Genomic DNA, 26,967 nt, shown 5'->3' with positions numbered 1-26,967 from the left:
ATCTTAAATGCCGAAAATCACATTAGCAGAAGCAGTGAAATTAAAAAGTGTCTTATCTAAGAGGATCCATGAACTTGAAGAAGAAATGGATAGACTTGCCTTCTTTGAAATCGAGAAAGCGAGTCCTCTCCCTACACAGAAAAGGCTGTTTCAAGATGCAGAAAAGGATATAGATGAAATTAGAAAGGATTTCCGATTGCTTGATAAGCTTGTTTATCGAGCTAATATTGACAATGAAATCCAGTTCAATGGCGACTCTTTATCTATTGTCGAAGCGATTGAACTGGCGACACAGCTTCGGGCAAAAGCACGGAAATGTAAACAATTTGGATCTGCTCAAAAAGAAGAATTTCTTTATATGATTGGAGAGTCAAGCAGCATGTTGCGAGTTGCCGCCTTTGAACCGGAGGAGTATCGCATAAAGTCGCTTGAAATTGAAAGACATGCAAACAGACTGTCAAACTTAATAAATAGTAAAAACTATACAATTGAGCTTGAATTTGACCAAGATAAATATTTCTAAAACCTTGAAGCAGTGAGACTCTGCTTCAAGGCATAGAAGGATTCTTATAGAGTACATCTAAGTACTAAATACAAGTAATGGCAAACCAATGACACATTACCTGTTAAACCTTCACCATTTACCCATAACCGCCTATGGCTATGGCTGGTCGATGACCGATTCTTTGGTTTTCAGTAATCCCTTCTATGAAGCCCCGGCAGTCATTTTGCCGGGGTTAGTTTTCTTTTATCTTTAAAATAAATCCCTCGCTGTTATCATCATTCCATTTAATGAAAAATTGCTGCTCCTCAAATTGGATAGAACTAATACCTATCTCATCATCACTAATAATTACACGATGATTATCAAGCATGAAATCTCCCCCGCCAGTTGCAATTCCATTGGATTGTACCTTCCATTCTCGAATATTAATTTCATTGTCAGAGCCTAAATATTTAATCTCGATATGATGATGATATTTTCTTTCCCCCTCTGAAGTTAGCTTGCTGAAGACCTCCCAATTTTCTCCTTTTCCCGTAAACTCTCTTTGTTCACTTATATGCCTCTGATGAATGAAATCAACAGCAAAATCATTTTCCATCGTTTCATCTCACATCCCCTAGTAATTACATTTAATGTATGATTATGTAATATATCTTTATTTTATTTTACTATTTTATCGTTCTAAAGTACCAAATGTAATCATACTGTAATATTATGAATCTTTTTAGCGGGTAATACGTCTAATATATAGTAAGAAATCATTGGAGGTTTTAATATGTTCAAGCTTATTTTTTCAGTTTCCTTCCTAACCCTAGGCCTAATTTCAATGCCGTTACATTTTTCTGATGCCAGTGGAGAGACAAGCTATACTGAACCGACCATTGAAGCTGCTGTTGAAGAAGAAAAAGTCACAATCGATTCAATTAAAGAGAAGATTCACCCTAATTTAAGTACAGAGGAAATAACAGACACATTTGGTGATCCTGATCAACGCCTGACAGATTCAATGTACAATTTGCCAACATGGAGATATGATATAAAAATAAATGAGGACTATGAAAGTAAAACGGGTACTGATTCAGTTGATTTCCAAGCATTAAAGGATAAAGAATTGCAAGCTATCATTTTCTTTAGCTTTGATGACAATGAAAATATTAGAAATATATCGGTATATTACTTAAATAAAGATGGAAAAGTGCAGGAATACCGTCAGTTTGCAGATGGATTTGAGAAGAATACAGTGATCGAATAAATTGAACTTAACTATTGCAGCATTGCTAATCAAAGCCCCGCTTTAGAAAAAGCGGGGCTTCTTTGGCTATACTCCAGGAACCCACCCAGGCACACTCATAATAACTTTCCAAAGTGGATCTGGGATAACGAGTTTGTCCTGCTGTTCATGATCAAGCTTTGTTACTACTTCCTCTTCTCTGCCTTCCGCTATTTTCTGTACCCAATCAGGATCAACCAAAAGTTCACGGCCCAATGCCAACAGAGGGACATTCGTTTCATTCATTGCTACTATTGCATCTTCCGGATGATATATAGATCCCACCCCAATTAGCGGCACTCTATCAGCAATTTGTTCCAGAACATACGCCAGCCTTGTTTTTTCCAGCGCTCCTCCCCATCTATCTGCTCTCTGGTTTGAGTGAGGAGAGAAGAATTGCTGAATTAAGTATCCATTTGCACCATGAATTTCTACACCATCAAATCCTGCCTCAATAGCTCTTTTTGTCGTATCACCAAATGCTTTCACAATTTGGTTTATTTCATCATCATGCAATGCTCTTGGTTCTTGCCCACTCCTATTTGGTGAGGGAACTGAGCTTGCTGAGACAATTTCTCCGTTCGGGACTAGATTAGGTGGGCACTCTCTTCCTCCATGAAAGATTTGCAGGATAGCTTTTGCTCCTTGCCCTTTTATGGTATCGGCTAATTGTTTAAAGCTAGGAATAAATTTATCATCATAGCCTGCAAATTCACCTGGAAACCCAATGCCATTTTCTGTTACGTAAGTACAGGCAGTAATGACCATCCCAGCTCCAGTCGAACGGCGTGCATAATAAGCCAATTCACCTTTAGAAACCGTACCATCTTCATTGGAGGAATAATTCGTCATCGGCGCCATGACAACGCGATTCTTTAGAGTGACTCCGTTTTTAAATTGAAACTCTTTAAAAAGCGGTTCAAATTTCTTTTTCATAGTAAAGTCCCCTTTGTGTCTGTGTGTAAAATGATAACTATCAAGTTAGATGATAAACATAAAAAATTCAAATGTTCTGCTTGAAAAGAAACGCAAATTATATAATGTTGGAAGCTTCGCAGTTATCTTTCGCATTCCGAACGGCAATCATCCTTTAGAGATAAAAAAAAAGCACTAATCAGTGCTTTTTGGTTGTTTCTTTTCCCTTCATCTCGCTCTGTTTTTGCAACGATATGAACATTTTTATTAAAACTATCGTGCCGGCAATGTTTAAAATTATGCTGCCTATAAGCAGTAAGAGAGCTAAAATAGGGGACATTGGAAATTTAAAAGATAAATATAAAAATATTAATCCAATAAATATTAACAGAAATCCGGGATATTTCTTTTGCAAGTACAGCACCGCCCTATACAATCTTTCTTCTCTTTATTGTAGAGAACAAGAAACCCGCAGTCAATTGACTCGCGGGTCATTTCATCTTAAATGGGTTTCTCCATTCCATTAATACACCAAAGTTATTCGATTCGGCGTCATCTAAATAGTTTGCTGCAATGGCGAGCGGCTTTCTCCCGCAGCTTAGCAAGAATGTGAGAACAGGGTCTTTTAACTCGCCTTTTACAACCGAATCAACGTATTGCTCAGGTGTTTTTTCGTGCGAAACTTTATGATAGCCTGGCATTCGGCCTCCACCTAACAAGCGGTCTATACCTAGTTCAACAACTACATGATACATCGCCTGCATTAGTATTTTCCCTATACCAAGCTTTCGGTAATCCGGCCTGACAGCAATATCGACAATATATAAAGTATTCCCGGTGGAATTATGCGTTCCGATATAGCCATTATCAGTCATTTCTTCCCATGTATGAGCAGGATAATCAGAATTAAAGTTCACTCTTACACCAGTTAATGAACCTGCCAGTATGCCATCAACTTCGATGCAAAGTGCGCCTTCAGGGAAAATGGCTACATGGTTCTTCAATTGTGCTTCATTCCACCAAAGGTCTGGTGGAAACGGCGGAGGAAAACACTTAGCTTGAATAGCTATTAAATTCTCGAAATCAGCTTCAGTATAATTTCTTATTACGGCTGGAATCGGCTTGCTGTCTTTCATAACGAAAAATTCATTGTGATATTTAGCCGTCAATGTTTTCTTTCTCCCAATCTGTGTACAAATCGACTCTGCGATCACGCCAAGTAGTAACAGAACCTCTTTCTCTTACTTCATAAAGAAGGCTTAAGTCCAAATCAGCAGTAATAATCATATCATCATTCAGCTCGCCTTCTGCCATAATGCCTTTAGGCGGAAACGGGATATCATTAGGAGTAATCACCGCAGCTTGCCCAAAGTTTGCTCTCATAAAGTCAACAGTCGGCAAGGAGCCAATTGTTCCTGTTACAACCACATACACTTGATTTTCAATCGCACGTGCGTGTGAAGTGTAGCGAACGCGATGAAAGCCGTGGCGATCATCTGTACAGGACGGGCAAAAGATGACATCTGCCCCCTTTGCCTTTGCCATGCGGACAATTTCAGGAAATTCAATATCATAGCATGTAAGAATCGCTATTCTGCCTTTATCAGTATCAAATACATGTAAATCTTCACCCGGAGACATATTCCACTCGTGTACTTCAGTTGGCGTTATATGGAGCTTGGCCTGCTCGCCGATTCTTCCATCCGGGTAAAAAAGATGAGCGACATTGTACAGCTTTCCATCCCGATGAATGACATGGGTACCGGCAATGATATGCATGCCTGATTCGACTGCCAGTCTTGTAAATAAATTTCTATATTGTTCAGTAAAACCAGGAAGTTCGTTGATAGTAAGGCTCGTTCCTTGCTCACTTCCAATTGAAAGCAGCTGAGTTGTGAAGAACTCTGGAAAGAGCACAAATTCTGTGCCGAACTCCTGGGCAGTTTTAATATAATGTTCACATTGTGTTGCAAAATCTTCAAACGAACGGATGGTATGCAAATGATATTGCACACTAGAAACTCTCATTTTCATCGTCATCCCCCTCAATTTATTATTCCTAGATGAAGGTACTAGGCCGTAAATATCATATGCTTTTTAGACAATCTTATCTCCATAAGATTATCAATGATTTTCACTAAGAAAACAACCACTTTTCATTAATAATTGGAAGGATATATTTGTAAGCGTTTATGCCCGTTGATACTGAACTTGATGAAGGTTCGCAAAAATCCCTCCAAGCTCGATAAGCTCTTCGTGAGAGCCCTCTTCGGCAATGCCGTCCTCTGTCACTACCTTGATTGTATCTGCATTCCTAATTGTTGCCAGTCTATGCGCAATCACAAGTGTTGTTCTATCTTTTGCCAAATCATTAAGAGCTGCTTGAATAATTTTTTCTGTTTCCGTATCAAGTGCTGAAGTGGCTTCATCGAGAATGAGGATAGGCGGATTCTTCAAGAACATTCGCGCAATCGCTAACCTTTGTTTCTGGCCACCTGATAACTTAAGACCTCTTTCCCCTATTTGCGTTTCATAGCCATTCGGTAATGACTTTATGAAACTTTCAAGATGCGCTCTTTTTGCAGCATCAAAAATTTCTTCATCCGTCGCATCCAGCTTTCCATAAGCGATATTTTCCTTTAATGTTCCGGTAAAAAGAAAGACATCTTGCTGGACGATACCAATTTGCGAACGCAATGATTGTTTTGTCATATCTCTAATATCCATACGATCAATTGTAATTTGGCCAGCATTCACATCGTAAAATCTTGGTATAAGTGAGCAAATCGTTGATTTCCCGGCACCAGAAGGCCCTACAAAAGCAACTGTTTCCCCTGCATTTATTTTCATATTTAAATTCGATAGTACCGTTTTATTGTCATCATAGCTAAATGAGACATTTTTAAATGCGATATCTCCGCGCAAAGATGCAACATCAATCGCATGCTCTCTATCCTCTATTTCAGGCTGCATATCGAGCATTTCCGTAAAACGCTTAAACCCTGCCATTCCTTTCGGATAAAGCTCCATTAATGCACTGATTTTATCAATCGGTTTCATTAAAACATTGGCATATAATACAAAAGCAACTAGCTCTCCTGGCTTTAGCTCGCCGTTGAAAGCCAAATAGGAACCGTATACCAATATCGCTAAAATTAAGATTCGCGTAAGAAAATATACGCCAGAGGCAGTATACCCCATTACTTTATATCCTCCAAGCTTCGCTTTGCGGAATCTTCGATTATCTTTTGTAAAGCGCTCGATTTCAAAATCTTCATTTGTAAAAGATTGAACAACGCGTGCACCTGAAACACTATCTTCTACACGGCCGTTCACTTCTGCAATTTCACTATACATCTTTTTCCACGCTTTATTCATGGCAATATTGCAATAAGCAATAAGCCAGATTAGAAATGGAACAATAAAGATGGCTAATAAAGCTAGTTTCACATTTATTGTCATCATAATCCAAAAAGCGCCTATAAAAGTCATCGCAGCAATAAATAAATCTTCAGGTCCGTGATGGGCGAGCTCCCCAATATCCATTAAATCGTTTGTTGTACGGCTCATAATATGCCCAGTTTTAGTATTATCAAAAAAACGGAAGGACTGGCTTTGCACGTGCTTAAATAACTGTTGTCTCATATCTGTTTCAATATTAATCCCAAGTTTATGTCCCCAGTAGTTAACGACAAATTGCAGACCCGTGCTTACTAAATAAAGCGTCAATAATCCAGCACTAACTGAGACAATCATCGACCAATTGCTTGTAGGAAGCAGATCATCTACAAACCACTGCACGGCAATTGGAAAGGCAAGCTCTAATATAGCAACGATAATCGCACAACTAAAATCAATAATAAATAATCGTTTATGAGGCCGGTAATAACTAAAAAATCGTTTAATCATGCTTATCCCCTATTCTATGCATCTATTAAAATATACTTTGGATTATATGCTTCTATCTGAGGTGATACAAGCAGTCATTCATAAAATTAATTTTGCATGACACTGCTTTCCAAGTATGTATTGTATACCAATTGAAAATGATATTCAATATCAATTATATTTTTTTCAAAGTGAACCATCAAAACCATCGACCTTTCTCCGCTCTTTGTTACTCTCCTTGTCGAATAAGAGGCAGGTAGCTTTTCGACCTTTCCTTACTAATTGTTTCTTACTTTTGGTTAATTGGAGGTAGCTTATTGACCGTTCATTATCCATTGTTGCTCACTTGATCGAATTGGACGCGGCTAATCGACTGTTCATCTTCCATTGCTGCTCATCTGGTCGATTAGCAGGCAGCTTTCCGATCCTCATCTGTTATTTGGTCGTATTAAACAGGCAAAATTAGACGGTTCTCTTTCTACTGCCTCTCGCCAATTAATCATATGATAAGCCCTCTCGAAAATGATACAGCACATGTCCGTTTTTATCTGGAATGGCTACTGGTAATCGTCCAGATGGATTAAACCCACCGAACAATGCTTCAGCTGTCGCTTGATAGCTCGCTTTCGTTTGTCCGAATTGGGCAATAACGCTATCAGCAGAAGGAAGTGCAGTAATTGCATACGGAGTACCGACTGATATGAATACAACAGGCACATCCCTATTTTCGCCTAAATCTATGTAATCTTCTGACAGTTTTTTATTATTACTTACAGAAATGATGATTAAATCAGCCTCTTTACATTCTTCAAATCCATCGCTTTTATTTTCTAATCGAAAAGCGGTAATATTTGAGTGAAACTTTTCTAAGCTGGCCGCTAACACATCACTACTATCATCGCCAATTACGATGATTTTTTTATATAGATTTTGCGAAATAGGGAGCGTTCCATTATTTTTCACTAATGTAATTCCTTTTTTTGCTGCTAGTTTTTCTAATTGTTGATGCTCTATAGAATGAATTCCACTTCTAGCCGCTTCAAGCTTTTTTTGATAAGAAGGAGCTTCTTCCTCTTTTAAAATCCCATGCTTTAGTTTAAGCGTCAATATTCGAGTGACAGACTGATTGATTCTTTCCTCTGTTATATCTCCCTTTGCAACTGCCTCATATAAACCATTAGCCACCTCTTCGACTCCTACAGGCATTAGAAGGACATCCACTCCGGCTTTAATTGCACGTATCGCCGAGTCCACAGGCTGAAAATGAGATGCGATCGCATTCATATTCAAGGCATCTGTAATGATCACCCCTTCGTATCCCATTTCGTCTCTCACTAGTCTTGTCAAGATTTTATGCGACAATGTAGCAGGCAGTGTAATTTCTTGTCCTGACACAGCTGACTTAAATTTCTCAGTTTCGATGAAAGGATAGGTAATATGTGCCGACATGACCGCATCAATATCTTTATCCATTAATTGTTGAAATGGTTGTAGTTCCATCTTCTTCAACTCATCAAGTTTTGTCCTTACAACAGGCAAACCTATATGTGAATCAACCGCAGTATTCCCGTGACCTGGAAAATGCTTGGCTGCCGCAACAATATTAGCTTCATCAAGCCCTTTTGCTAGCGCTGTACCCATTTTTGTAACTGTCTCCGGATCAGAACTAAAGGATCTCAACCCAATAACAGGATTTTCCGGATTATTATTAATATCTAATACTGGGGCAAAATCCATGTTGATTCCGAGTAACGACAACTCTTTTCCAATCGCCTTACCGACAAGTTCTGTAAGCCTTTTATCATTTCCTGCTCCTAATGCCATATTTCCAGGCATTGTTGTGCCAAAATTCAAGCGGTCAATACTGCCACCCTCTTGGTCAATCGACAATAATAATCCAAATTTTTCTGCATTGCTTTGAAATCCAGTTGTTAAATGGAGCGTTTGTTCGATAGATTGAATATTTTCTTTGAATAGGATGATGCCGCCAAGATGATATTTTTGAATGATTTGAGCGATCTCTGGTTTAACCTCAGTTACAGCTTTACCGTCCCACTGCCGGAAATCCGGCATCAGCATCTGTCCTATTTTTTCTTCTAAAGTTAAGCTTTTAACCAGTTGTGAAATCAAATGATATTTAGTCCCTTTTTCTTTAATAACGGAAACTTTTTCTTTGCCATGATTAATGACAAGATTATCCTGAAAAGTTCCGTCTGTAACTGTTATTTTTGTCATCCCTTTTTTACCTTTTAATCTTATTTGACCATCTTGACTTACTTGAGCGACACTTCTGTCAGAAGAATGCCATGTTAAAGCTCTGGCTGCTTTTTTGACGTGGCCATCCTTATATAAATGGATTGCAGTCAACCTCGTTTTTCCTTTATGAAAGGAGGTTTCAACCTCTGGCAAGTTATTTATTATGATTAAGTCGTCCCATACAGTTTCTGCAGGGGCTGGCTTCGAGTATACAAATAGAAAACAAACAAGTGCCAGCATTAAAAAAATAATAAAGATGATTCGTAGTTTTAGCATATTGGCCCCCATTCCTTATACTTTAGTGTGAACGAGTTTACCTTAGAATAAACGCTAATCAAAACAAAAGAAGCTTCGAATGAACGAAGCTTCTTACGCTTTTTTTAATTTCAATCTTGCCTTCATGATCAGCTGATAGATGACTTCTGATATCACTAAGCCGACAGCGATTGCACCAGATATCATAAATGCTCTCGCCGCAAGCTGAATCGCCATATTATAATCATTTTCCACAAAGTTTCTCATGGCATCGTATGCAATTCCTCCAGGCACGAGGGGAATGATGCCGGCTACGCTAAAAATAATAATTGGCGTGCGATATATTTTTGCAAACACTTGACTAATAGCGGAGATAAAAATGGCTGCAATTAAAGAAGCCAATACGGCATCATGATTATGATTGACTAATGATATATAAATAAGCCAGCCGAACATGCCGACAAAGCCACATTGCAGCAAAGATTTTTTTGGTGCATTAAAAATAACGCCAAAAGCTGCCGCGGCAATAAAACTTGTCATTAAATTGATGATAATTGTCATTTTTATCCCGCCTTATCGTTTTAAGATAGAAAGGAGAACACCACTGCGATTCCCGCTCCGATTGCAAATGCAGTTAAAAATGCCTCCGCCCCTTTAGATAATCCAGATACAAGGTGGCCAGCCATTAAGTCCCGTACAGCATTCGTGATCAGCAGCCCCGGCACAAGCGGCATCACTGAACCAATAATTATTTTATCCAGCTGCGTCCCCAGTCCGGCCTTTATGAAAAGAATGGACAGGATGCCGATAATAAACGAAGCAATAAATTCCGAGAAGAATTTTATTTGCACCACTCTATGCAGAAAGATAAATGAAGTAAAACCTACTCCACCTGTTATGAGCGCAGGAATAAAGTTGTTCCATTCACCTTGAAACATAACCATAAAGCAGGCGCTTGCAATAGAAGCTGCCAGGATTTGCTGATAGATTGGAAAAGTGTAATTGGCATTTTCAATCTCTTTTAATTTTAGAAAAGCCTGTTCTCTCGTCATTTCCCCGCTGCTCACCTTCCGTGAAACGCCGTTTACTAACGTCACTTTATATAGATCAGTCGTACGTTCCGAAATGCGGATCAGTTTGGCGGGATTCGTATCATCTGTTGAAAAGACGATTCCTGTTGGCGTAACATAGCTATGTGAATTTGGTATCCCAAGAGCTGCAGCAATCCGGGTCATTGTGTCCTCCACCCGATACGTTTCTGCTCCGCACTGCAGCATAATTTTTCCTGCTAACAGACACAGTTCAATCACTTCGAAAGTCTGAGGGTATTTATTCTCCATTGTACTCCCTCCTTTTTAATCAAATTCTCGTCTTTACATATTAAATGAATTGTTAAAAATATGAAAGTATGATTTCTATAAACAGAAAATTAAATTTTAAAGAGTATTAAATTCCTGAATGGCAATCAACAAAAAAGCAGTAAAGGAAACGAACTGTCCCCTTTTCTGCTTCAGGTTGTAGAAAACTCATTTAACGTAAAATAAAGAGTTTTGGATTTTTCGAGGCTTTCTGCTCCCTTTCTAGCAGCTCTAGCGTCGGGTCGCATCTCCTGGTTCTCGACTGTCTCGCTTCTCTCCCGCAGGTGTCGAGCGGACACCTCTTTCGAATCCTACTAAATTTTCTTATTTTCACTTTCGAAGGCACTCTAAAGCAGTAAATGAATCTTATACGGCTGTCCTTTACTGCTTTCGATGATGAATCCATTCAGCTAAATCGCTTCCCGTTTTTTTGCGTCATAAATCTTGCATTAAGCTGTCCTTGAATCATTTTCTTTCTAGTTTCACGATCTTCTCTCGTCTTTTCTTTCTTATATTCCATTCTTATTTCATCCGTCCTCACACCCTCTTCCCGTTTATTGGCGATATCTATCAACCGTTCAACGTCGGAAAAGGAGTATTTTCGATTGCCGCGATTAGACCGTGACGGAAAAATTAGCTTTCTTTCTTCATAATACCTAATCTGTCTTTCACTTAATCCAGTTAATTCACTTACCGCTCCAATAGAAATGACTTTTCTTTCTTTATAGGAGTATTCACTTTCCATCTGCAGACCACCCCATATTAGTTAGAAGGTTTTATTTCTATTATACAGAATTGTTAAATAATTTCACCTTTAATGTCAGAATTTCTTACATAATATAAAGTATGTAAGAAATTCTGACAGACTAAATGAATTTTTCTTTTATTTTAATTAAAATAACACCATCATAATTTAAAGGAGCAGGTTGTATGCAATATTTAAGAAAAGCGGTTGAAAAAAAACGCAACTATTTAATCCAACTTTTGAAAGAAAATAAAATACATGAACTCGAGAAAAACTTACAAAATTTAACATTATCAGAACTTGAGGGGTTATCAAAGAAATATTTGTCGGTAAAATAACGATTTAGGAGGACTTTCCGGATGGCAAGCCAGGAAGCTGTTGAGTTAGCGAAAAAGATTATTGAACTTGATATGTTGCGAGATGAGATTTGGGAGCATTATGCTGCTCTTACAGGTGACGATGTACATAAATTGTTAAGACTTGTACAAAACAGCTAAGCTTTTCGACTCTCTCTATTTCGGTTGTTGTTGGTTATGCCCGTTAAATATTTGCAATAATTGAAACCTTCCCCTCTACCCATCCGTAATTTCCATTATAAGGGGGAATGCAAAATATGAAACGCGCAATTATATTCATATCAACACTCATAGTAGAATTTGCAGTAACCTATGCTTTTTCTCAACTTTTTTCCATTCGATTTATCGAAATTATGTTTTTTAGCGGTGTTATGTTTACATTAATAGTTATATTTTTCACGAGCAGTGGTGGAGCAGCAAGGAATTATTATAATACGCAAACAACAACTGCGACAGGAATTATTCTTAAATGGGAACAATTTAAATTACACCCCAGTTTTGCCTTAATTGCATCTATAATCTTTACTGTTATTGGATTAGTATTTTTTATTCTTCTTGTATCAGGACTTATACCTCCTGCTTAATCTTTAGAAATATGATAAAATCAAATGAACCAATTTTTAGATGAGGTGAATTTGATGAGTAAATCACGAGCAAAGAAAATGAGAGAAAAGCTTGAAAGAGAAGGCAAAAGGAATCCTGACCAAAATCGAGGTATATATGCATTTGCAGATATGCGTACAAGAATAACGAAAACGAAGAAGGATTATCTATACAAGCAAAAATATAAGAACCAATCATTGAATGACAATAATGATGGTTCTTTTTTTATTTTTACGACTTCTTTCTATGCAAGAGCGGTACAAACACATTTTACATAGCTTTCAAATAAGCATAGTAAAAAATACGGCATGTAGACATGCCGCAGTCATATTACCTTGTTTGTGTATTTAGCCATTTTCCTCCGTCCATCGTAATACATTCACCATTAATATATGATAATTCAGGAGTTGAAAGAAGGTAGGCCATATGAGCAATTTCCTCGACCTTACCAAACCTGCTTAATGGAATCGACTCAATGGCTCTTTCTCTCGCTTTTTCTGAAGCTACTAGCCTTGCTACGCCTTCCGTATTTTCAATTGGCCCAGGAGCAATTGCATTTGCACGTATGCCATATTTCTTTCCCCATTCAACAGCCAAAGTCTGAGTCATTGTCAAAACTCCGGCCTTTGCGCTTGCAGAGTGAATCGTCCCGACTCCTGCACCCCAAGCATAAGTCGCAACGATATTAAGGATACTACCCTTCGTCCCATTGGCAATCCAGTCCTTTCCAGCTGCCTGGGAACAGTACCAAGTTCCATTTAAGACAATATCTATAACTGAATTCCAGCCATTAAAAGAGAGGTCCTCTGCCGGACATATAAAATTACCGGCAGCATTATTGATGAGGACATCTACTTTTTGGAATGCATCCTTTGTAAATTCAATCATTTCAATTGCTTTTTCTGGATTGCGGACGTCCATCTGAAACTGCAGTACCTTCCCCGTTGCTATTTGCTCGATTTCTTTTTTCGCATCTGCTAATCTTTCTGCACTTCGGCCTGTAATGACAACATTGGCTCCCTTTTCTGCAAATTTCATTGCCATGGCTTTTCCGATTCCGCTGCCGCCGCCAGTCACAATAACACTACTTCTTTCCATCCTCATCAACTCCATTGATCATTATCATTTACTTTTTTGCGTGAATTCTTCCACTAGAGTCCGTCTTAAAATTTTTCCTACAATCGTTTTTGGAAGGGAGTCACGGAATTCGATCACACGCGGTATTTTATAGCGGGCAATCTTTCCTTCACACCAGCTGGAAAGTTCCTTGTCTGTCAGCTTGGCCCCCTCTTTTAAAATGACCACTGCATATAATTTCTCACCTAAATACGGATCAGGGACACCGAATGTGCATGCTTCAGCGATATCAGGATGCTGATAAATGACTTCTTCGACCTCTGCGGGATAAATATTGAGGCCGCCGGCAATCACCATATCTTTTTTTCTGCCCACGATAAAATAGTAATTATCCTCATCACGTACAGCGATATCCCCTGTATACAGCCATCCGCCCTTAATCGTTAAATTCGTTTCTTCAGGCTTTTTCCAATAGCCTTTCATCACTTGAGGTCCTTAGATGATTAATTCTCCCTTTTCTCCTGGAGGCAATTCTTTTGTGCCTGTTTCCTCATCAACTATTTTTGCTTCTGTTAGAGCGATGGGCGAGCCAACACTGCCAATTTTTCTCTTTTTATTTAATGGCGTCCGATGTGTCGAGGTTGTTCCTTCCGATAATCCATAACCTTCTAAAATATGAGCCCCTGATTTTTTTTCAAGATTTTTTAATACTTCTGCCGGAATAGGCGCCGCACCGGAAATACATATTTTAAAACACGATAGATCATTTGGCTGCAAATCCTGTAAATTAAGAAGAGCAATATACATTGTAGGTGAGCCTAACATCATCGTCGGCTGATACTTTCGAATAAGCTCCAGCACTTTCCCTGCATCAAATTTCCCCAAAATAATAAACGTGGAAGCTAACCGAACGGAATTATTCATATTTGTCATTGCCATTGCATGTGTTAACGGGGCCACACCCAAAATTCTCTCTTCCCCTTTATTCAGTACATCTGAAAACGCCTCACCTGATTGATGAATATTACAGACAATATTGAAATGTGTAAGCATGACACCCTTTGACTTTCCGGTTGTACCACCTGTATATTGAATCACTGCAATGTCCGCTTTCGGACTTATACTCACTTGCTCAGGCTGTACACCGCTGCTTGGCTGCAGGATTCGGTCTGCACCGTAATCATCTGTTGTAAAAATTACATGAACATCATTAAAAGCTCTCACCTCACGTATTTTCCCATGTTGAATGCGTTCACAAATAAACCATTTTGGTTCAGCATCCACCATTATGTAATCCAATTCAACCGCTTGATATTGCGGGTTCACTTGAACAACAATTCCACCAAGCCGTTGGACAGCATAGTAGGAAACAATATAATGAATGCTATTAGGAAGCATCATGCCTACTCTGTCCCCTTTTCTAAAGCCTTGATAATAGAGACTGGATGAGAATGCATCGACTGCCTTCACCAGCTCTTCGTAAGTAAACTGCAATGACCCGTCAATAACTGCCATTTTGCTCGGAAACTCCTTTGCAGACTGCAGTAATAAATCATAGAGTGTTAGTTTTGATAATGCTTCCTGATCAATCATTTTTGTTGGCCTCCTATCGTTGAACTTTATTTATACAAGTGGTTCATATGGAAATACATCTGCACTAACTTCCAAAGGAGTAAAGCTTCCTTGCAAGGAGCCCTTAATTTCACTCAAGCTTTCAATTGACCAGCCCTCCTCTTTGTATACAGACCGGATTGGCCGAGGCTGAGAAAAGACCATAATTTCTTTTCCTCTAACGCCAAAAATTTGGCCTGACACGTCTGCTGCCTCATCTGAACAAAGGAAAGCAACTAGAGGGGCGATATGTGCAGGAGACAGCTTTTTCAATTTGTCCACACGTGCTTTTTCTTTATCACTATCAGTCGGAATTGAACCGATCAATCTGCTCCAAGCAAATGGAGCTACCGCATTTGCGGTAACATTATACCTAGCCATGTCTAAAGCTGTAATCTTGTTAAGACCAGCAATTCCAAGCTTAGCTGCAGCATAGTTTGCCTGCCCAACATTCCCAATTAATCCGGAAGTGGATGTGAAATTGATAAATCTGCCACTTTTCTGCTCTTTAAAATGTGGTGATGCTGCTCTTGTCATATTAAAAGAGCCTTTTAAGTGGACCGCTATGACTGCATCCCATTCTTCTTCACTCATTTTAAACACCATGCGATCACGCAAGATTCCTGCATTATTGACAACGATATCAATGCCGCCAAATTCCTCTACCGCTGTATTTACGATATTTTCTGCATTCTCAAGCTCTGTTACAGATTGATCGTTCGCAATTGCTGCACCGCCAAATTCTTTAATTTCCGCTACTACCTCATCCGCAACCTTAGTATCATTTCCTTTACCGTCTGAACCTCCGCCAAGATCGTTGACAACAACACTTGCCCCTTCTTTTGCCAGTAATATAGCAATCTCTCTGCCTATTCCTCTTCCTGACCCTGTAACAATCGCCACTTTTCCTTGTAAATTCCCCATCACTCAATTCTCCCTTCACTTTTTTCTGTAAAAACTTGTGATTTTAATACAGTTTTTAAAACTTTTCCTGAAGCATTACGTGGTAACGCTTCCAAAAACTCAATTAGACGTGGTTTTTTATATGACGCAATTCTAGTTTGGCAAAATTCTAAAACTTCCTCTTTCGATAATTGCTTATCTTCCTTTAATACGATACATGCTTTTACTGTTTCTCCCCATTTAGCATCTGGTACGCCAATGACTGCAGCATCCAAAATATATGGATGGGTATATAGAACCTCTTCCAATTCCTTCGGATAAATATTTTCACCGCCGCTAATAATCATGTCTTTTTTGCGGTCGATGACATAAATATAGCCGTCTTCATCCATTCGCACTAAATCGCCGCTGTGAAACCAGCCCCCTTTAAAAGCTTCTGAAGTAGCTTCCGGATTTTTGTAATACTCTTTCATCATTGTCGGGCCCTGGTAAAGGATTTCTCCCACCTCACCAGCCGGTACATCATTCATATATTCATCAACAATGCGGATTCTTACATTTAAAGACGGCCTGCCTACAGAGGCGGCTTTTCCTTCTTTTATAGATTCCTCTCCTGATAAATACGTTGTCGATGGGCTCATCTCCGTTTGCCCAAATGCTTCATGCAGGCCAGCATTTTTAAACGTGCTCATAATTTTTTTCTTAAGTTCAAGCGGGCAAATCGCTCCTCCGGTAGAACAACTCGTCATCGAATCAAGCGCATACTTTTCGTAATTTCGGACTTGAAAAAGCATATTCCACATCGCAGGGACTAGAAACATTGAATTAATCTTTTCATTTTCAATCGTTTGCCATACTTTTTCCGGGTTGAACTCACGATGGATGACCATTGTTCCTTCCAACAAGCAGTTGGTAACTAGCAGGGAGAGTGCTGCTACATGAAATAATGGCGGAATAAGCAAGTGCTTTGCACCGCGTTTGCTCTGACCGTGATAAGATTTGTTCATCCCATTTATGTATATATTTTTATGTGTAAGCACAGCGCCCTTTGGCTTTCCAGTCGTACCAGAGGTGTAAATGATTGCATGTGCATCATCATCACAAAGCTCTTCAGCCTCACCTTTTATGTTCATTGGAAAAATAGTTTCATATGAGAGTACTTCTTTATTTAATAGTGGATAAACTTCTCCCACTACAACTATCTGCTCAATTTTTTTTAATTTATTTACAATCGGTTCAATAGAACTTAAAAGATCCTCTTCGACAAATAAAATCTTCACATCTGCATGGTCTAAAATATATTCAACTTCATTAGGCACTAACCGAAAGTTTACCGGAACAAGCACACCGCCGGAAAGACTCGCCCCAAAGTATACTTCAACAAATGATAACCCGTTCTTAAAAAGACAGCCTATTTTATCACCCTTGCTAATTCCGGTTTCCGTTAGCCAGCCCGCCAACAGCTGTGCGCGATTCAGAAGCTGCTTGTATGATAATCTCTTATTCTCGAAAACAAATGCAGATCTATTAGGGGAACTATGTGCAGCATATTTTAACGCTTCCCCGATTAATAATTGCCGTACCTTCGTCTCACTTTCCTTCAAATCTATCCCTCCCTCAAATTATTAATATAGATTTGGTTGTCTGCACTTTAAAACAATGCAAGTACTATGCCAGTCATGATTAGCACAGTCTTTTCATATTTTTTCAAAAAAAAAGAAAGACAAACTGTTTCATAAAATGTCCATTAATGAAGACAGTGTTTGTTTTTTCATACATTATTCAGAAAATTAAAAGGATTTTGTATTACTTATGAAGAATTCATATAATGTCTCTAATTAAATACAAAATTACGGAGTGAGGAAATTGCTTGTAAGAAATTCTTTTACACAGACTGTAGAAAATTATATGAATCGAAATGTCCCTAAATTGACCGCTAAGCACACAGTACGAGATGCAGTTGAAATTTTCAGAAAAGATAAAATATGGATCTTGCCTGTCATGGATGAACATAATTTATTTATCGGCGCAATGACTCCATCCGCTATTTTTAAAGCCCTTTCAGAAAACGCTTCCATTGATGACAACATTCTTCCATATATTATTAAAAATACGATTACCGTTTATGAAACAGATGACCTGGCTGAAGTCCGTCTGTTTCTTCAAGAAAAACAGGTCGGCCAAGCTGTTGTGCTATCATCAGATAATACGGTAAGCGGCGTACTTGATACAAAAAACATTATTTATGCCTATCAAACACGAAGCGATACGTACGGCAACTCTTTGGAATCTTTATTTCAGCATATGCAAAGCGGCCTGCTTGCTTTAGACCGAAATGGAAGAATCTTGGTTGCTAATCACTCGGCAGAAATCATGTGCAACATAAAGAGAGATTATAGTATCGGACGGCATTATTCTGAGGTTTTCCCTGATCTAATAGAGTTTACTAGTGAGCATAATCAGATGACCGATATTCCCCTTCAGAGGGTTACAATTGAAAATAAACAGCTGCTCGTTAAATATAAGTCCTTATCACGCGAGAGCAAGTATTGGGGCGGCATTATCCTGATATCCGATTTAACTGATTATGAAGAAATCGCAAAAGAGCTGGAAATAACGAAAAGACTTGAAAGAACTTTACAAACTGTTCTAAATACGACAAATGACGCTTACATTGTAATTGATCAGAGCGGTAAAGTAGACATGGTTAATGAAGCTGCAATGGAGTTCATAAAAGAACCAAGAAGCGCGCTGCTAAATAAGCATGTACGAGAGGTTATACCGGAAATTCACTTAGAAGAAGCGTTAAGTAAAGACTTTCAAACTGAAAAATTAGAAGCGCTGATTATCGGCAACCGAAAATGCCTTGTCCAAAAAACACCCATTTATAAAGATCAGCAGCTTGTAGGTTCCATCGCAAAAATTATTTATAAAGATTTACACAAGTGGAAAAGCGTGATAAAAACATTAACCGAATTAGAAAAAGAAGTATCCTTTTACAGAGGTGAATTATCGTTAATTGGCGGAACTCCATTTGATTTGGATGATATTATCACTCAGGACGATGAACTGAAAAAATTGAAGAACTTCGCACGTCAGTCTGCATCAGGTTTTTCCAATGTTTTACTTTTAGGTGAAAGCGGTACAGGTAAAGAATTGTTTGCCAGAGGAATTCATAATGCTTCACTTCGTTCAGGGAAGTTTATAAAAGTGAATTGCGCTGCCATACCTGAAGAGTTATGGGAGTCTGAATTTTTCGGCTATGCGGACGGTGCTTTCACAGGAGCAAAAAAAGGTGGAAAGCCGGGAAAATTTGAACTAGCAAACAATGGAACTTTATTTCTTGATGAAATCGGCGATATGCCATTACTCATGCAGGTTAAGCTACTAAGGGTTATACAAGAGAAGGAGTTTGAGAGAGTAGGCGGAAGTGAAACAATCAATGTGAATGTACGAATCATTGCTGCAACAAATAAAAATTTAACTGAGATGGTTGCAAAAAATGAATTTAGAGAGGATTTATTTTATAGATTGAATGTCATCGTCATAAATATTCCACCATTGCGTGAACGAACAAATGATATCCCACTGTTGTCCAATTTCATCATAAAAAAATTAAGCCATTTGATGGGAATGGGAGAAATAAACATAAGCAAACAAGCGTTAATGGTCTTATCCATGCACAACTGGCCCGGCAACGTCAGGGAACTTGAAAATGCAATCGAACGTGCCTTGAACGCTGTTGAAGGTGATTTATTAGATACAGAGCATTTGCCGGAATATATTCAAAAGCAGAAAAACAATAACACAAATGAGAAAGTATCTATAAAACAGTCTAATGAAGATCAAGTTTCCATTTCTGATTTTTATAAATTGAATATGGACAATGCCGAAAAAGATGCGATTACTTTTGCTTTAAATCAGTCTAACGGCAATCGTACAGCTGCAGCCAAGCTTTTAGGCATCAGCCGCTCTCAATTTTATAAAAAGCTAAGAAAATTAGATATTCAATAGCCTTTCTCATTAAAAATAACTAGGAATCATTGTGAAAGATTCCTAGTTAATGACGATGTTTAAGTGTAGGAGCCTCCATTTACTAAATGAACTTGACCATTTATATAGTTTGATAACGGTGAACATAAATGGAAGATTGCCGCTGCAGCTTCCTTTGCTTCGCCTGGTCTTTTCTGAGGGATTTTGCTAATAATTGCGTCACGCACCTTTGTTGGAATGCCAACATCTGCTCCATCAACCTGACCGCCTTCTTCTTTCGGACGAGTTAATCTCGTATCTATGAAGCCGAATGCAACTGCATTACAGTTGACATTAAACTGACCCCACTCTAACGCGACAGTTTTAGTTAGCCCAATCACGCCTGACTTTGCGGCAGCGTAGTTTGCCTGGCCGACATTCCCTTTTACACCTGACATCGAGGATACATTGACAATCTTGCGGTAATGGCTGATGCCATTCTCTCTTTCTTTCTTGCCTGCCTCCCGCATATATGGAGCCGCTTCACGAATTAGGCGAAATGGGGCAACTAAATGGATATCAAGCATTTTTTGAAATTGATCATCCGTTAACTTGTGCACTAAATTATCAACAGTATAACCGGCATTATTCACTAAAATATCTAATTTGCCATATTCTCCAATTGTAGAATCGATTATATGTTTTGCAAAACGGGGCTCAGTGACATCACCGCAAACCGCTATTGCCTGCCCGCCCTCTGCACGAATGGCTGCAACCACCTCTGCTGCAGGCGCTTCATCTTTGTCGGATACGACAACCTTTGCACCGTGTTCAACAAACATTTTAACAACTTCCAGCCCAATTCCTCTAGCTGCACCTGTTACAATGGCAACTTGATTCTCTAAAAGATTCGACATATATAACTCCCCCCACAATAAACCTCCACATCAAAATCATGATGCGCAGGTAGATTACATTAACTTGAGTGCGAAATGAACTTTTGCATCTATTTCTTTACTTCAAATGATGCCTTCACTTTTACTTCGCCTTCCTTATTTTGCGCTTTTGCTTCACAAATCCATCTGTTTTCGGTTTCACCGACAACTTTCCCGGTAACTACAATTTCTTCGCCATGTCTTGTCATTTTGCTGAACCTTACAGAGAACTTTGCCAAGTCTTTTACTGACACCCATTCACCAATGGCTTGGCCAATAAACCCCATTATCATCATTCCATGGGCAATCACGCCGCCCAAGCCCGCCTTTTCCGCAAATGGAACGACTGTATGAATCGGATTAAAATCCCCTGAGGCACCTGCATAACGGACTAATTGAGAATGCGTAATTTCTTGTTTTACCAATGGTTTAAATTCAAATCCTGTCTGCATCATAATTCACTCCTAATGTCTTTCTATAATCGTTGATTTTGCAATTAGCACCGTTTCTCCATTTTGATTCACATACTCTTTCTTAATAACGAAGAAATTCATTGAAGCTTTTGAATATACGTTCTCTACCTCACCAGTTATCGTAATCTCATCGCCTGCTTTAATTTCTGCTAAATACTCGTATTCCTGGCCGCCATGCAAAACCTTTTCCATGTTGACACCGAGCAATGCTGAGGTCGAATCTCCTTCCGACCAAAAGTCTATAACTGTTGGAAAAGTCGGAGGCACCTTTTCCCCGCTTAAATACTCTTCCTTTAAATCACCAATTGCCAGCGCAAATTCTTTAATTTTTCCGCTCTCCACTTTAAATGTAGCTGGTGTTAGCTTTAAACCTATCTTCTCCTCTAAGGCTGCTGCCATTTAACAATCACTCCTTTTTAAATTAAGATATTTCCTTTCCAACAATGGAAATGAAGGAGACACATTGCATCGGTGTGCCGCCAAGATTATGGGTAAGGCCGATTTTCGGATTGTCTAACTGGCGCTTGCCTGCTTTCCCCTGGAACTGCAAGTACATTTCATAAAGCATTCTAAGTCCGCTTGCTCCTATCGGATGGCCGAATGATTTCAACCCTCCATCAGGATTAACTGGCAGTTCTCCATCTAGCTCAAAAACGCCATTAAGCACGTCCTGCCAGCCATGTCCCCGTTCACTAAAGCCTAAGTCCTCATAGATTACCAGTTCAGTCGGTGTGAAGCAGTCATGAACTTCAGCCATATCAATTTCTTTGCGGGGATTTTTAATTCCAGCTTGTGCATAAGCAGCTGCTGCTGCTGCGACATTTTCTTTAATAGTAGTAAAATCATAATCTTGCCGCAGCCTCCCATCGCCTGGTCCTGCTGCAATCGATAGCGCCTTAACATACATCGGGTCTTTTTTATATTTATGAGCATCTTCTGTTCTTACAATAATCGCTGCCGCTGCCCCATCTGCAACACCGGAACAGTCCATAATGCCCAAAAGGGCTGCAACCATCGGCGATTTAGTAATTTTCTCCATTGGCACTTCATTCCTATATTGCGCTTTTGGATTTAATGAGCCGTTATAGTGGTTCTTCCAGGCAATTCTCGACAGTACTTCCCTGCCCTGCTCATTGGAAAGGCCATATTTTTCATAGTAGGCAGGAGCTAAAAATGAAAATGAAGCAGGAGCGGATATATTGGGCACCGTGCCGTCATTTGCAGGTTTTGGCGCATTTAATCCGCTAAATCCAGAATCCTTCAGCTTTTCTACGCCTATTGCCAGAACGATATCATAGGCACCAGAAGCTACTGCATAGCATGCATTTCTAAAAGCTTCTGATCCTGTTGCACACATATTCTCCACTCTCGTCACTGGAATAAATTGCGTTTTTAATGGTCCTGAAAGGGTAATGCCGGCATAACCTGAGATCATCGTGCCTAGCCACGCTGCCTCTACATCTGAAGGTTCAATTCCTGCATCCGCAAAAGCTTCATAAGCGGCCTCTACTAACAAATCATCTACACTTTTATCCCAATGTTCAGCAAACCTTGTACAGCCCATACCAATGACAGCAACTTTATCTGTTATTCCCTTTTTCCCCATATCAGCTACTCTCCTTCTGACGAATTGGTCTTGCTTTCCAGAAATAGTTATTAATGCCGCCAGCTTCATATAGCCGTCTGAATGTCATCTCAACATTCATCCCAATCTTCATTTCCTTAGGATCACAATCCGTTACTTCACAAATAATGCGGCCGCCATTCACAAAGTCGATTACAGCAACAATCATCGGTGGCGCTGGTGAGGCAGCTAAATAATCAAGTGTGAAAGTCGTTACTTTGGCGGATTGACCAACAAAGCGATAGTCTTCCATTTCATCCTTCTGTTGACATTGGACGCAAACTCGCTGTTTCGGAAATTGAGGTATGCCACAGCTGCGGCATTTAGACCCTGTAAAAGATAAGTTTTGATTATAACCGCGATATAATGCCGGAGCGGACGGCCGTTCTATGTCCGGTCGTCTTGGCGGTTCAGTAACTATTAATTCTCTCCATTTCAAATAATCACTGTAAGCAATTTTATCGCTATGAATCTTTAAATAACCATTCACGCCTTTTCTTGCTGGCAGCTGTTCAATTGCTGCAGTTACTTTAAATAGAATGAAATCGAGGCCTTCAGAGAAATTTATAGTTAATAGATAATCGCCAGGATGGGCAGCTTCCAAAGCGGAGACGATCATCATCGGCGCATGCGCATTTCCGGCAGCACCTACTTTATCAAACAAAGGATCTTGAATTTGCTCGTTTTTAAAGCCAAGTGCCCGCGCCGCAGCAGTATGTGCCCTAGTTCCAGGGCCGGAGATCATTACCTTTGCTATCGCGTCTGCTGTGACATCATTTTTCTCTAAAAATGGAACAATATTAGATTTAACCTGTTCAAGGAAAACAGTGGAACCAAGCCTTTCTTCCCAGTTTTGTGTGAATGGATCGCTTTGACTGCGCCAGGAAGTAATGACTTCACCTTGAACAGTCCCTGAATCAATTATGTGGGCGATGACATCTTCACCGCTGCCGATTAGAAAAGAAGCTGCCCCATCACCGAACCACTGTTCATTTTGACCAGTTGGTGCACCTGTACGGCTATCCGAAGCAATTACCAATGTATTTTCAGTTTCATTTGCAGCAAGTATTGCTGATGTTCCACTTCTTAATGAAGTTGATGCTTCAATCCCGCGTATAGTATTTGGCAAGTTTAATGCTGCTGCAATCGTTGGGATTGATCCTTTCTCTCTATAAGAGGCACTTACAGTAGCAAAATAAATTGAATCTACTTTTTCATGTTCCATTCGCTGCAAACAATCGATGGCAGCTTCAACTCCCATAGAGACACTGTCTTCATCATAGCCAGCAACCGCCTTTACTCCTCCGAATACTGGCTTATTGAAAAAGTCGCCTATTTTCTTCCGCTGGAGCCGATTGTAAGGTATATATGCGCCATAAGAAATAATGCCTTTCATATCCTTTCCTCCTCATTATGAAAGTGTTATCGTTTCACTCAGTCTCTATATATTCATTTATTAATTGACGGCGCAAAATCTTGCCGACCGTCGTTTTCGGTAAAGTTTTTCTTATATTCAATTCTCGCGGTACTTTATAGCGGGCAATCATTTCATTACACCACGCTAGCAATTGTGTTGAATCGATTGTCTTATCTTCGATGGGAACGATAGCAGCTACAACTTTTTCACCTAAATACTCGTCTGGCACCCCAAAGACACATACTTCGGCTATCGCATCATGGGCGTAAAGCACTTCTTCTATTTCAGTTGGATATATATTATAACCGCCGGAAATAATCATATCTTTTTTCCGTCCGACGATAAAATAGTGGCCATCTTCATCTTTTATGGCAATATCCCCTGTATAAAGCCATGAATTGCGTATCGTTTCTGCTGTTGCTGCTTCGTTATTCCAATAGCCTTTCATCACTTGCGGGCCTTTTACAACCAGTTCACCTGGCTCCCCGACAGGCAGTTCTTTTTCTCCATTTTCGAGATCCATTATTTTAGCTTTTGTCAACGGGATTGGCACACCGATACTGCCAAGCTTTTGCTTCCCGATCAGAGGTGTTCGGTGTGTTGCAGTCGTTGCTTCTGTTTGCCCAAACCCTTCCAAAATTCTCGCACCGGATTTTTCTTCTAATTCTCTTCTGACCTCTAATGGCAGCGGAGCTGATCCGGAAGTACAAATCTTCAATGAAGTTAAATCAGAATCCTTTAAATCAGAAAAATGAAGGATGGAAATATACATTGTCGGCGATCCGGTAAATACTGTAGGACGATGCTTCCGAAATGCCAGAATAACAGAATTTATCTTGAATTTTTCGAGAATGACATATGTACCTGCAATTAATATTGTCATATTCATATTATTTAGCGCCATCGCATGTGAGAGCGGCGAAACGCCTAAAGTAATTTCTACACCTTTATTTAATACTGAAGAAAAAACAGCAAACGATTGATGAATATTACTGACAATATTTTTATGGGTAATCATAGCACCCTTTGACTTCCCAGTCGTACCGCCAGTATATTGAAGAACAGCAACATCTTCTTCCCAGTTGATACTTGCAGGTGAAAATGCCATAGGCACATAACCAAATAGCTTTTCATATGAAAGTTCTTCCTCGATTAATAATATATTCAATCGCCTGTTCCATTCTGTTTGTTCCAGCTTTTCTGTTTGAGCGCGATTGCATATTATCCAGCTGGGGCGACTATCGTTTATAATCAAGTCCAATTCAACAGATTGATATAAATGATTGACTTGTACAACAGTCCCTCCTAAATGTTGTACTGCAAAAAACGAAACAATATATTCCAAGCAATTTGGCAGCATGAACGCGACACGAGCCCCTTTACGAACTCCTTTCTCATTCAAGCATGATGCAAACCCTTGCACAGCTTGAAGAAGCTGATCATATGTGAGCTGCTTCTCACCATCAATTACAGCTATACGATTAGGATAGTCATTGGCAGATTGATGAAGGATTTCGTACACAGATTGTTCTGGAATGGCTAATGATGTATTTATTTCATATGATGAATGTGAGGCTTCCATTTCCCACTCCTCCTTACTTAAGCTGTTTCAATTCATCCGCATGCTGTGACAGCTTCGGCGGGGGAGAGAATTTGCTTTCTTGTTCTGAAAATCTGGTAGCCGTGTAATTCACACCTTGTTTAGTAAAGACTAGGTTGCGGCTTTTCACTAGTGGATGATTGACTACTTCGCTTGTTTCTAAAATCGGCGCTAAACAGCAATCCACTTCCATTGAAAACTGAGTCCATTCAGCTAAAGTTCTGTTCGCAAAAACTTCTTTCAGCTCTTTAAAGACTGGATTGTCATCCGTCGTTTTTGAGAAGTGGCCAGTTAACCAGGACTCTTTATTTAAAGCATGGCAAAGGTTTTTCCAAAACTTAGGTTCAAGGGCGCCAAGGGTAACATACCTTCCGTCTTTCGTCTCATAAATGTAATAACATACATATTTGCCACCAAGCTTATCAGCTCCATTTTGCTCGCCTGTATAGCCTTCAATTAAAAAGTGATTTGACATAAACGGAAATAACGAGTCTGTAATTGAAATATCCAGATAACTCGGTTCACCTGTTCTTTCTCTTTTGACAAGGGCGCCTAAAATCGTTTCACTTGCTGTTATTCCGCCGATAAAATCTGCTAATTGTGTCCCCGGTTGAATCGGGCGCCCAGTTTGATCCTTCAGCTGGGATAAAACCCCGCTAATAGATAAATAATTTAAATCATGTCCACCTAAGTGGCGCATTGTTTCTGTTCTTCCATAGCCTGATAGCGAGCAGTAAATAACTTTTTCGTTTACCGATAGTGCCTCTTTATACCCAATTCCTAACCTATCAGCTACTCCCGGTCGATAGCTTTCTACCACCACATCTGCGGCGGCAATGAGCTGTAATGCCCATTCCTTGTCTGCTTCATCTTTTAAATTCAATACTATACTCTTTTTATTTCGATTTTGCGCTTGAAAAATATAGCCCATCTCTTCTTCCCCAGAAGGCGCTCTCGAAGGATCTCCAACAGGAGATTCTACTTTAATGACCTCAGCTCCTAATTCTGCAAGGCGAAGAGTAGTATGCGGGGCAGGCAAGTATTGTGAAAAATCGATGACTTTTATTCCCGATAGCATCCGTTTTATCTCCTCTCATATATATAAAATGGGTTGACACTGTTTATGATGCAAAAAACATGCCAATGAGGAAAGCGCTTTCTAGCTGTATCCTTTCTAATTTGTAGTTTTTAATTGTGTTTTAGT

Annotated in this window: 28 protein-coding genes; 7 read left to right on the top strand and 21 right to left on the bottom strand. The window is 39.4% G+C overall.

Features of this window, described 5'->3' with window-relative positions; genetic code table 11:
* The first annotated feature begins 7 nt into the window (after positions 1 to 7).
* Positions 8 to 523, top strand: coding sequence for a hypothetical protein (locus CWS20_RS05205; RefSeq protein WP_066199312.1), 516 nt, complete (start codon positions 8 to 10; stop codon positions 521 to 523).
* Between the two features lie 214 nt (positions 524 to 737).
* On the opposite strand, the gene CWS20_RS05200 is transcribed toward CWS20_RS05205, so the two are convergent.
* Positions 738 to 1,103, bottom strand: a complete 366-nt coding sequence (locus tag CWS20_RS05200; RefSeq protein WP_066199315.1) for a hypothetical protein — start codon at positions 1,101 to 1,103, stop codon at positions 738 to 740.
* 177 nt (positions 1,104 to 1,280) lie between these two features.
* Here CWS20_RS05200 and CWS20_RS05195 point away from each other — a divergent pair, with 177 nt between their 5' ends.
* A complete protein-coding gene (locus tag CWS20_RS05195) occupies positions 1,281 to 1,757 on the top strand; it encodes a hypothetical protein (protein WP_066199318.1) in 477 nt (158 codons plus the stop codon).
* Between the two features lie 66 nt (positions 1,758 to 1,823).
* On the opposite strand, the gene CWS20_RS05190 is transcribed toward CWS20_RS05195, so the two are convergent.
* The 8 genes from CWS20_RS05190 to CWS20_RS05150 form a co-directional block, all read right to left on the bottom strand.
* Positions 1,824 to 2,711: an oxidoreductase gene (locus tag CWS20_RS05190; RefSeq protein WP_066199321.1), complete on the bottom strand. Its 888-nt coding sequence runs from the start codon at positions 2,709 to 2,711 to the stop codon at positions 1,824 to 1,826.
* 470 nt (positions 2,712 to 3,181) lie between these two features.
* Positions 3,182 to 3,826: a GNAT family N-acetyltransferase gene (locus tag CWS20_RS05180; protein WP_066201762.1), complete on the bottom strand. Its 645-nt coding sequence runs from the start codon at positions 3,824 to 3,826 to the stop codon at positions 3,182 to 3,184.
* 22 nt (positions 3,827 to 3,848) lie between these two features.
* A complete protein-coding gene (locus CWS20_RS05175) occupies positions 3,849 to 4,724 on the bottom strand; it encodes a carbon-nitrogen hydrolase family protein (RefSeq protein WP_066199326.1) in 876 nt (291 codons plus the stop codon).
* Positions 4,725 to 4,880: 156 nt separating this feature from the next.
* Positions 4,881 to 6,599, bottom strand: coding sequence for an ABC transporter ATP-binding protein (locus CWS20_RS05170; RefSeq protein ID WP_066199329.1), 1,719 nt, complete (start codon positions 6,597 to 6,599; stop codon positions 4,881 to 4,883).
* A 474-nt stretch (positions 6,600 to 7,073) separates the two neighbouring features.
* Positions 7,074 to 9,110, bottom strand: coding sequence for a glycoside hydrolase family 3 protein (locus CWS20_RS05165; RefSeq protein WP_066199332.1), 2,037 nt, complete (start codon positions 9,108 to 9,110; stop codon positions 7,074 to 7,076).
* Between the two features lie 93 nt (positions 9,111 to 9,203).
* Positions 9,204 to 9,650 (bottom strand): threonine/serine exporter family protein, encoded by a 447-nt coding sequence (locus CWS20_RS05160; RefSeq protein WP_066199335.1) that lies wholly within the window; start codon positions 9,648 to 9,650, stop codon positions 9,204 to 9,206.
* 20 nt (positions 9,651 to 9,670) lie between these two features.
* Positions 9,671 to 10,429 carry a threonine/serine exporter family protein gene (locus CWS20_RS05155; RefSeq protein ID WP_066199338.1) on the bottom strand — a complete coding sequence of 253 codons (759 nt, stop codon included), beginning with the start codon at positions 10,427 to 10,429 and terminating at the stop codon, positions 9,671 to 9,673.
* A 424-nt stretch (positions 10,430 to 10,853) separates the two neighbouring features.
* Positions 10,854 to 11,192: a MerR family transcriptional regulator gene (locus CWS20_RS05150; RefSeq protein WP_066199343.1), complete on the bottom strand. Its 339-nt coding sequence runs from the start codon at positions 11,190 to 11,192 to the stop codon at positions 10,854 to 10,856.
* A 185-nt stretch (positions 11,193 to 11,377) separates the two neighbouring features.
* On the opposite strand from CWS20_RS05150, the gene CWS20_RS05145 reads away from it, so the two are divergent.
* From CWS20_RS05145 to brfA, 4 genes are all read left to right on the top strand, one after another.
* On the top strand, positions 11,378 to 11,530 hold the full coding sequence (locus CWS20_RS05145; RefSeq protein ID WP_101226244.1) for a Fur-regulated basic protein FbpA: 153 nt from the start codon (positions 11,378 to 11,380) through the stop codon (positions 11,528 to 11,530).
* A gap of 21 nt (positions 11,531 to 11,551) precedes the next feature.
* The gene (locus CWS20_RS28365; RefSeq protein ID WP_162840983.1) at positions 11,552 to 11,689 is read left to right on the top strand and encodes a hypothetical protein; all 138 of its coding nucleotides are present in this window, start codon (positions 11,552 to 11,554) and stop codon (positions 11,687 to 11,689) included.
* Positions 11,690 to 11,805: 116 nt separating this feature from the next.
* Entirely contained in the window at positions 11,806 to 12,132 is a 327-nt protein-coding gene (locus CWS20_RS05140) for a hypothetical protein (RefSeq protein WP_066199345.1), read from the top strand.
* A 54-nt stretch (positions 12,133 to 12,186) separates the two neighbouring features.
* Entirely contained in the window at positions 12,187 to 12,429 is a 243-nt protein-coding gene (gene brfA / locus CWS20_RS05135; protein ID WP_066199348.1) for a ribosome rescue factor BrfA, read from the top strand.
* Positions 12,430 to 12,481: 52 nt separating this feature from the next.
* Here the strand turns inward: brfA and fadH are convergent, their stop codons facing one another.
* Genes fadH through CWS20_RS05110 form a run of 5 tightly spaced genes read right to left on the bottom strand, consistent with a single transcriptional unit; the run spans position 12,482 to position 17,346 of the window.
* On the bottom strand, positions 12,482 to 13,249 hold the full coding sequence (gene fadH, locus CWS20_RS05130) for a 2,4-dienoyl-CoA reductase (RefSeq protein WP_066199350.1): 768 nt from the start codon (positions 13,247 to 13,249) through the stop codon (positions 12,482 to 12,484).
* 24 nt (positions 13,250 to 13,273) lie between these two features.
* Positions 13,274 to 13,711, bottom strand: a complete 438-nt coding sequence (locus CWS20_RS05125) for a class I adenylate-forming enzyme family protein (protein WP_083957428.1) — start codon at positions 13,709 to 13,711, stop codon at positions 13,274 to 13,276.
* Between the two features lie 12 nt (positions 13,712 to 13,723).
* Positions 13,724 to 14,821 (bottom strand): AMP-binding protein, encoded by a 1,098-nt coding sequence (locus CWS20_RS05120; protein ID WP_083957429.1) that lies wholly within the window; start codon positions 14,819 to 14,821, stop codon positions 13,724 to 13,726.
* Between the two features lie 30 nt (positions 14,822 to 14,851).
* On the bottom strand, positions 14,852 to 15,763 hold the full coding sequence (locus CWS20_RS05115) for an SDR family NAD(P)-dependent oxidoreductase (RefSeq protein WP_066199353.1): 912 nt from the start codon (positions 15,761 to 15,763) through the stop codon (positions 14,852 to 14,854).
* A complete protein-coding gene (locus tag CWS20_RS05110) occupies positions 15,763 to 17,346 on the bottom strand; it encodes an acyl-CoA synthetase (RefSeq protein ID WP_066199356.1) in 1,584 nt (527 codons plus the stop codon). The genes CWS20_RS05115 and CWS20_RS05110 overlap by 1 nt, the downstream gene beginning before the upstream one ends.
* A gap of 262 nt (positions 17,347 to 17,608) precedes the next feature.
* On the opposite strand from CWS20_RS05110, the gene CWS20_RS05105 reads away from it, so the two are divergent.
* Positions 17,609 to 19,756 (top strand): sigma-54-dependent Fis family transcriptional regulator, encoded by a 2,148-nt coding sequence (locus tag CWS20_RS05105; RefSeq protein WP_066199359.1) that lies wholly within the window; start codon positions 17,609 to 17,611, stop codon positions 19,754 to 19,756.
* A 59-nt stretch (positions 19,757 to 19,815) separates the two neighbouring features.
* On the opposite strand, the gene CWS20_RS05100 is transcribed toward CWS20_RS05105, so the two are convergent.
* The 7 genes from CWS20_RS05100 to CWS20_RS05070 all read right to left on the bottom strand — a co-directional run bounded on the left by CWS20_RS05100 (position 19,816) and on the right by CWS20_RS05070 (position 26,841).
* Positions 19,816 to 20,631: an SDR family NAD(P)-dependent oxidoreductase gene (locus tag CWS20_RS05100; protein WP_066199363.1), complete on the bottom strand. Its 816-nt coding sequence runs from the start codon at positions 20,629 to 20,631 to the stop codon at positions 19,816 to 19,818.
* Positions 20,632 to 20,720: 89 nt separating this feature from the next.
* A complete protein-coding gene (locus tag CWS20_RS05095; protein ID WP_066199365.1) occupies positions 20,721 to 21,101 on the bottom strand; it encodes a MaoC/PaaZ C-terminal domain-containing protein in 381 nt (126 codons plus the stop codon).
* Between the two features lie 12 nt (positions 21,102 to 21,113).
* Positions 21,114 to 21,521: an FAS1-like dehydratase domain-containing protein gene (locus CWS20_RS05090; RefSeq protein WP_066199367.1), complete on the bottom strand. Its 408-nt coding sequence runs from the start codon at positions 21,519 to 21,521 to the stop codon at positions 21,114 to 21,116.
* 22 nt (positions 21,522 to 21,543) lie between these two features.
* Entirely contained in the window at positions 21,544 to 22,728 is a 1,185-nt protein-coding gene (locus CWS20_RS05085; RefSeq protein ID WP_066199369.1) for an acetyl-CoA acetyltransferase, read from the bottom strand.
* A gap of 1 nt (position 22,729) precedes the next feature.
* On the bottom strand, positions 22,730 to 24,142 hold the full coding sequence (locus tag CWS20_RS05080; RefSeq protein ID WP_066199373.1) for an OB-fold domain-containing protein: 1,413 nt from the start codon (positions 24,140 to 24,142) through the stop codon (positions 22,730 to 22,732).
* A 34-nt stretch (positions 24,143 to 24,176) separates the two neighbouring features.
* Positions 24,177 to 25,745: a long-chain-fatty-acid--CoA ligase gene (locus tag CWS20_RS05075; RefSeq protein WP_066199379.1), complete on the bottom strand. Its 1,569-nt coding sequence runs from the start codon at positions 25,743 to 25,745 to the stop codon at positions 24,177 to 24,179.
* 13 nt (positions 25,746 to 25,758) lie between these two features.
* Entirely contained in the window at positions 25,759 to 26,841 is a 1,083-nt protein-coding gene (locus CWS20_RS05070) for a CaiB/BaiF CoA transferase family protein (protein WP_066199385.1), read from the bottom strand.
* Between the last annotated feature and the right edge of the window lie 126 nt (positions 26,842 to 26,967).

This window comes from Cytobacillus horneckiae, from assembly GCF_002835735.1.
GTDB lineage: Bacteria > Bacillota > Bacilli > Bacillales > Cytobacillaceae > Cytobacillus > Cytobacillus horneckiae.
Note: the sequence above shows the minus strand (reverse complement) of the source record. Positions and strands in the feature narration are given on the sequence as shown.

What these genes read in the sequence shown, in the direction of transcription:
- CWS20_RS05205 (WP_066199312.1), top strand. Translation starts at nt 8, where the DNA reads ATGCCGAAAATCACATTAGCAGAAGCAGTGAAATTAAAAAGTGTCTTA.
- CWS20_RS05200 (WP_066199315.1), bottom strand. Translation starts at nt 1,103, where the DNA reads ATGGAAAATGATTTTGCTGTTGATTTCATTCATCAGAGGCATATAAGT.
- CWS20_RS05195 (WP_066199318.1), top strand. Translation starts at nt 1,281, where the DNA reads ATGTTCAAGCTTATTTTTTCAGTTTCCTTCCTAACCCTAGGCCTAATT.
- CWS20_RS05190 (WP_066199321.1), bottom strand. Translation starts at nt 2,711, where the DNA reads ATGAAAAAGAAATTTGAACCGCTTTTTAAAGAGTTTCAATTTAAAAAC.
- CWS20_RS05180 (WP_066201762.1), bottom strand. Translation starts at nt 3,826, where the DNA reads ATGAAAGACAGCAAGCCGATTCCAGCCGTAATAAGAAATTATACTGAA.
- CWS20_RS05175 (WP_066199326.1), bottom strand. Translation starts at nt 4,724, where the DNA reads ATGAAAATGAGAGTTTCTAGTGTGCAATATCATTTGCATACCATCCGT.
- CWS20_RS05170 (WP_066199329.1), bottom strand. Translation starts at nt 6,599, where the DNA reads ATGATTAAACGATTTTTTAGTTATTACCGGCCTCATAAACGATTATTT.
- CWS20_RS05165 (WP_066199332.1), bottom strand. Translation starts at nt 9,110, where the DNA reads ATGCTAAAACTACGAATCATCTTTATTATTTTTTTAATGCTGGCACTT.
- CWS20_RS05160 (WP_066199335.1), bottom strand. Translation starts at nt 9,650, where the DNA reads ATGACAATTATCATCAATTTAATGACAAGTTTTATTGCCGCGGCAGCT.
- CWS20_RS05155 (WP_066199338.1), bottom strand. Translation starts at nt 10,429, where the DNA reads ATGGAGAATAAATACCCTCAGACTTTCGAAGTGATTGAACTGTGTCTG.
- CWS20_RS05150 (WP_066199343.1), bottom strand. Translation starts at nt 11,192, where the DNA reads ATGGAAAGTGAATACTCCTATAAAGAAAGAAAAGTCATTTCTATTGGA.
- CWS20_RS05145 (WP_101226244.1), top strand. Translation starts at nt 11,378, where the DNA reads ATGCAATATTTAAGAAAAGCGGTTGAAAAAAAACGCAACTATTTAATC.
- CWS20_RS28365 (WP_162840983.1), top strand. Translation starts at nt 11,552, where the DNA reads ATGGCAAGCCAGGAAGCTGTTGAGTTAGCGAAAAAGATTATTGAACTT.
- CWS20_RS05140 (WP_066199345.1), top strand. Translation starts at nt 11,806, where the DNA reads ATGAAACGCGCAATTATATTCATATCAACACTCATAGTAGAATTTGCA.
- brfA (WP_066199348.1), top strand. Translation starts at nt 12,187, where the DNA reads ATGAGTAAATCACGAGCAAAGAAAATGAGAGAAAAGCTTGAAAGAGAA.
- fadH (WP_066199350.1), bottom strand. Translation starts at nt 13,249, where the DNA reads ATGGAAAGAAGTAGTGTTATTGTGACTGGCGGCGGCAGCGGAATCGGA.
- CWS20_RS05125 (WP_083957428.1), bottom strand. Translation starts at nt 13,711, where the DNA reads ATGAAAGGCTATTGGAAAAAGCCTGAAGAAACGAATTTAACGATTAAG.
- CWS20_RS05120 (WP_083957429.1), bottom strand. Translation starts at nt 14,821, where the DNA reads ATGATTGATCAGGAAGCATTATCAAAACTAACACTCTATGATTTATTA.
- CWS20_RS05115 (WP_066199353.1), bottom strand. Translation starts at nt 15,763, where the DNA reads ATGGGGAATTTACAAGGAAAAGTGGCGATTGTTACAGGGTCAGGAAGA.
- CWS20_RS05100 (WP_066199363.1), bottom strand. Translation starts at nt 20,631, where the DNA reads ATGTCGAATCTTTTAGAGAATCAAGTTGCCATTGTAACAGGTGCAGCT.
- CWS20_RS05095 (WP_066199365.1), bottom strand. Translation starts at nt 21,101, where the DNA reads ATGCAGACAGGATTTGAATTTAAACCATTGGTAAAACAAGAAATTACG.
- CWS20_RS05090 (WP_066199367.1), bottom strand. Translation starts at nt 21,521, where the DNA reads ATGGCAGCAGCCTTAGAGGAGAAGATAGGTTTAAAGCTAACACCAGCT.
- CWS20_RS05085 (WP_066199369.1), bottom strand. Translation starts at nt 22,728, where the DNA reads ATGGGGAAAAAGGGAATAACAGATAAAGTTGCTGTCATTGGTATGGGC.
- CWS20_RS05080 (WP_066199373.1), bottom strand. Translation starts at nt 24,142, where the DNA reads ATGAAAGGCATTATTTCTTATGGCGCATATATACCTTACAATCGGCTC.
- CWS20_RS05075 (WP_066199379.1), bottom strand. Translation starts at nt 25,745, where the DNA reads ATGGAAGCCTCACATTCATCATATGAAATAAATACATCATTAGCCATT.
- CWS20_RS05070 (WP_066199385.1), bottom strand. Translation starts at nt 26,841, where the DNA reads ATGCTATCGGGAATAAAAGTCATCGATTTTTCACAATACTTGCCTGCC.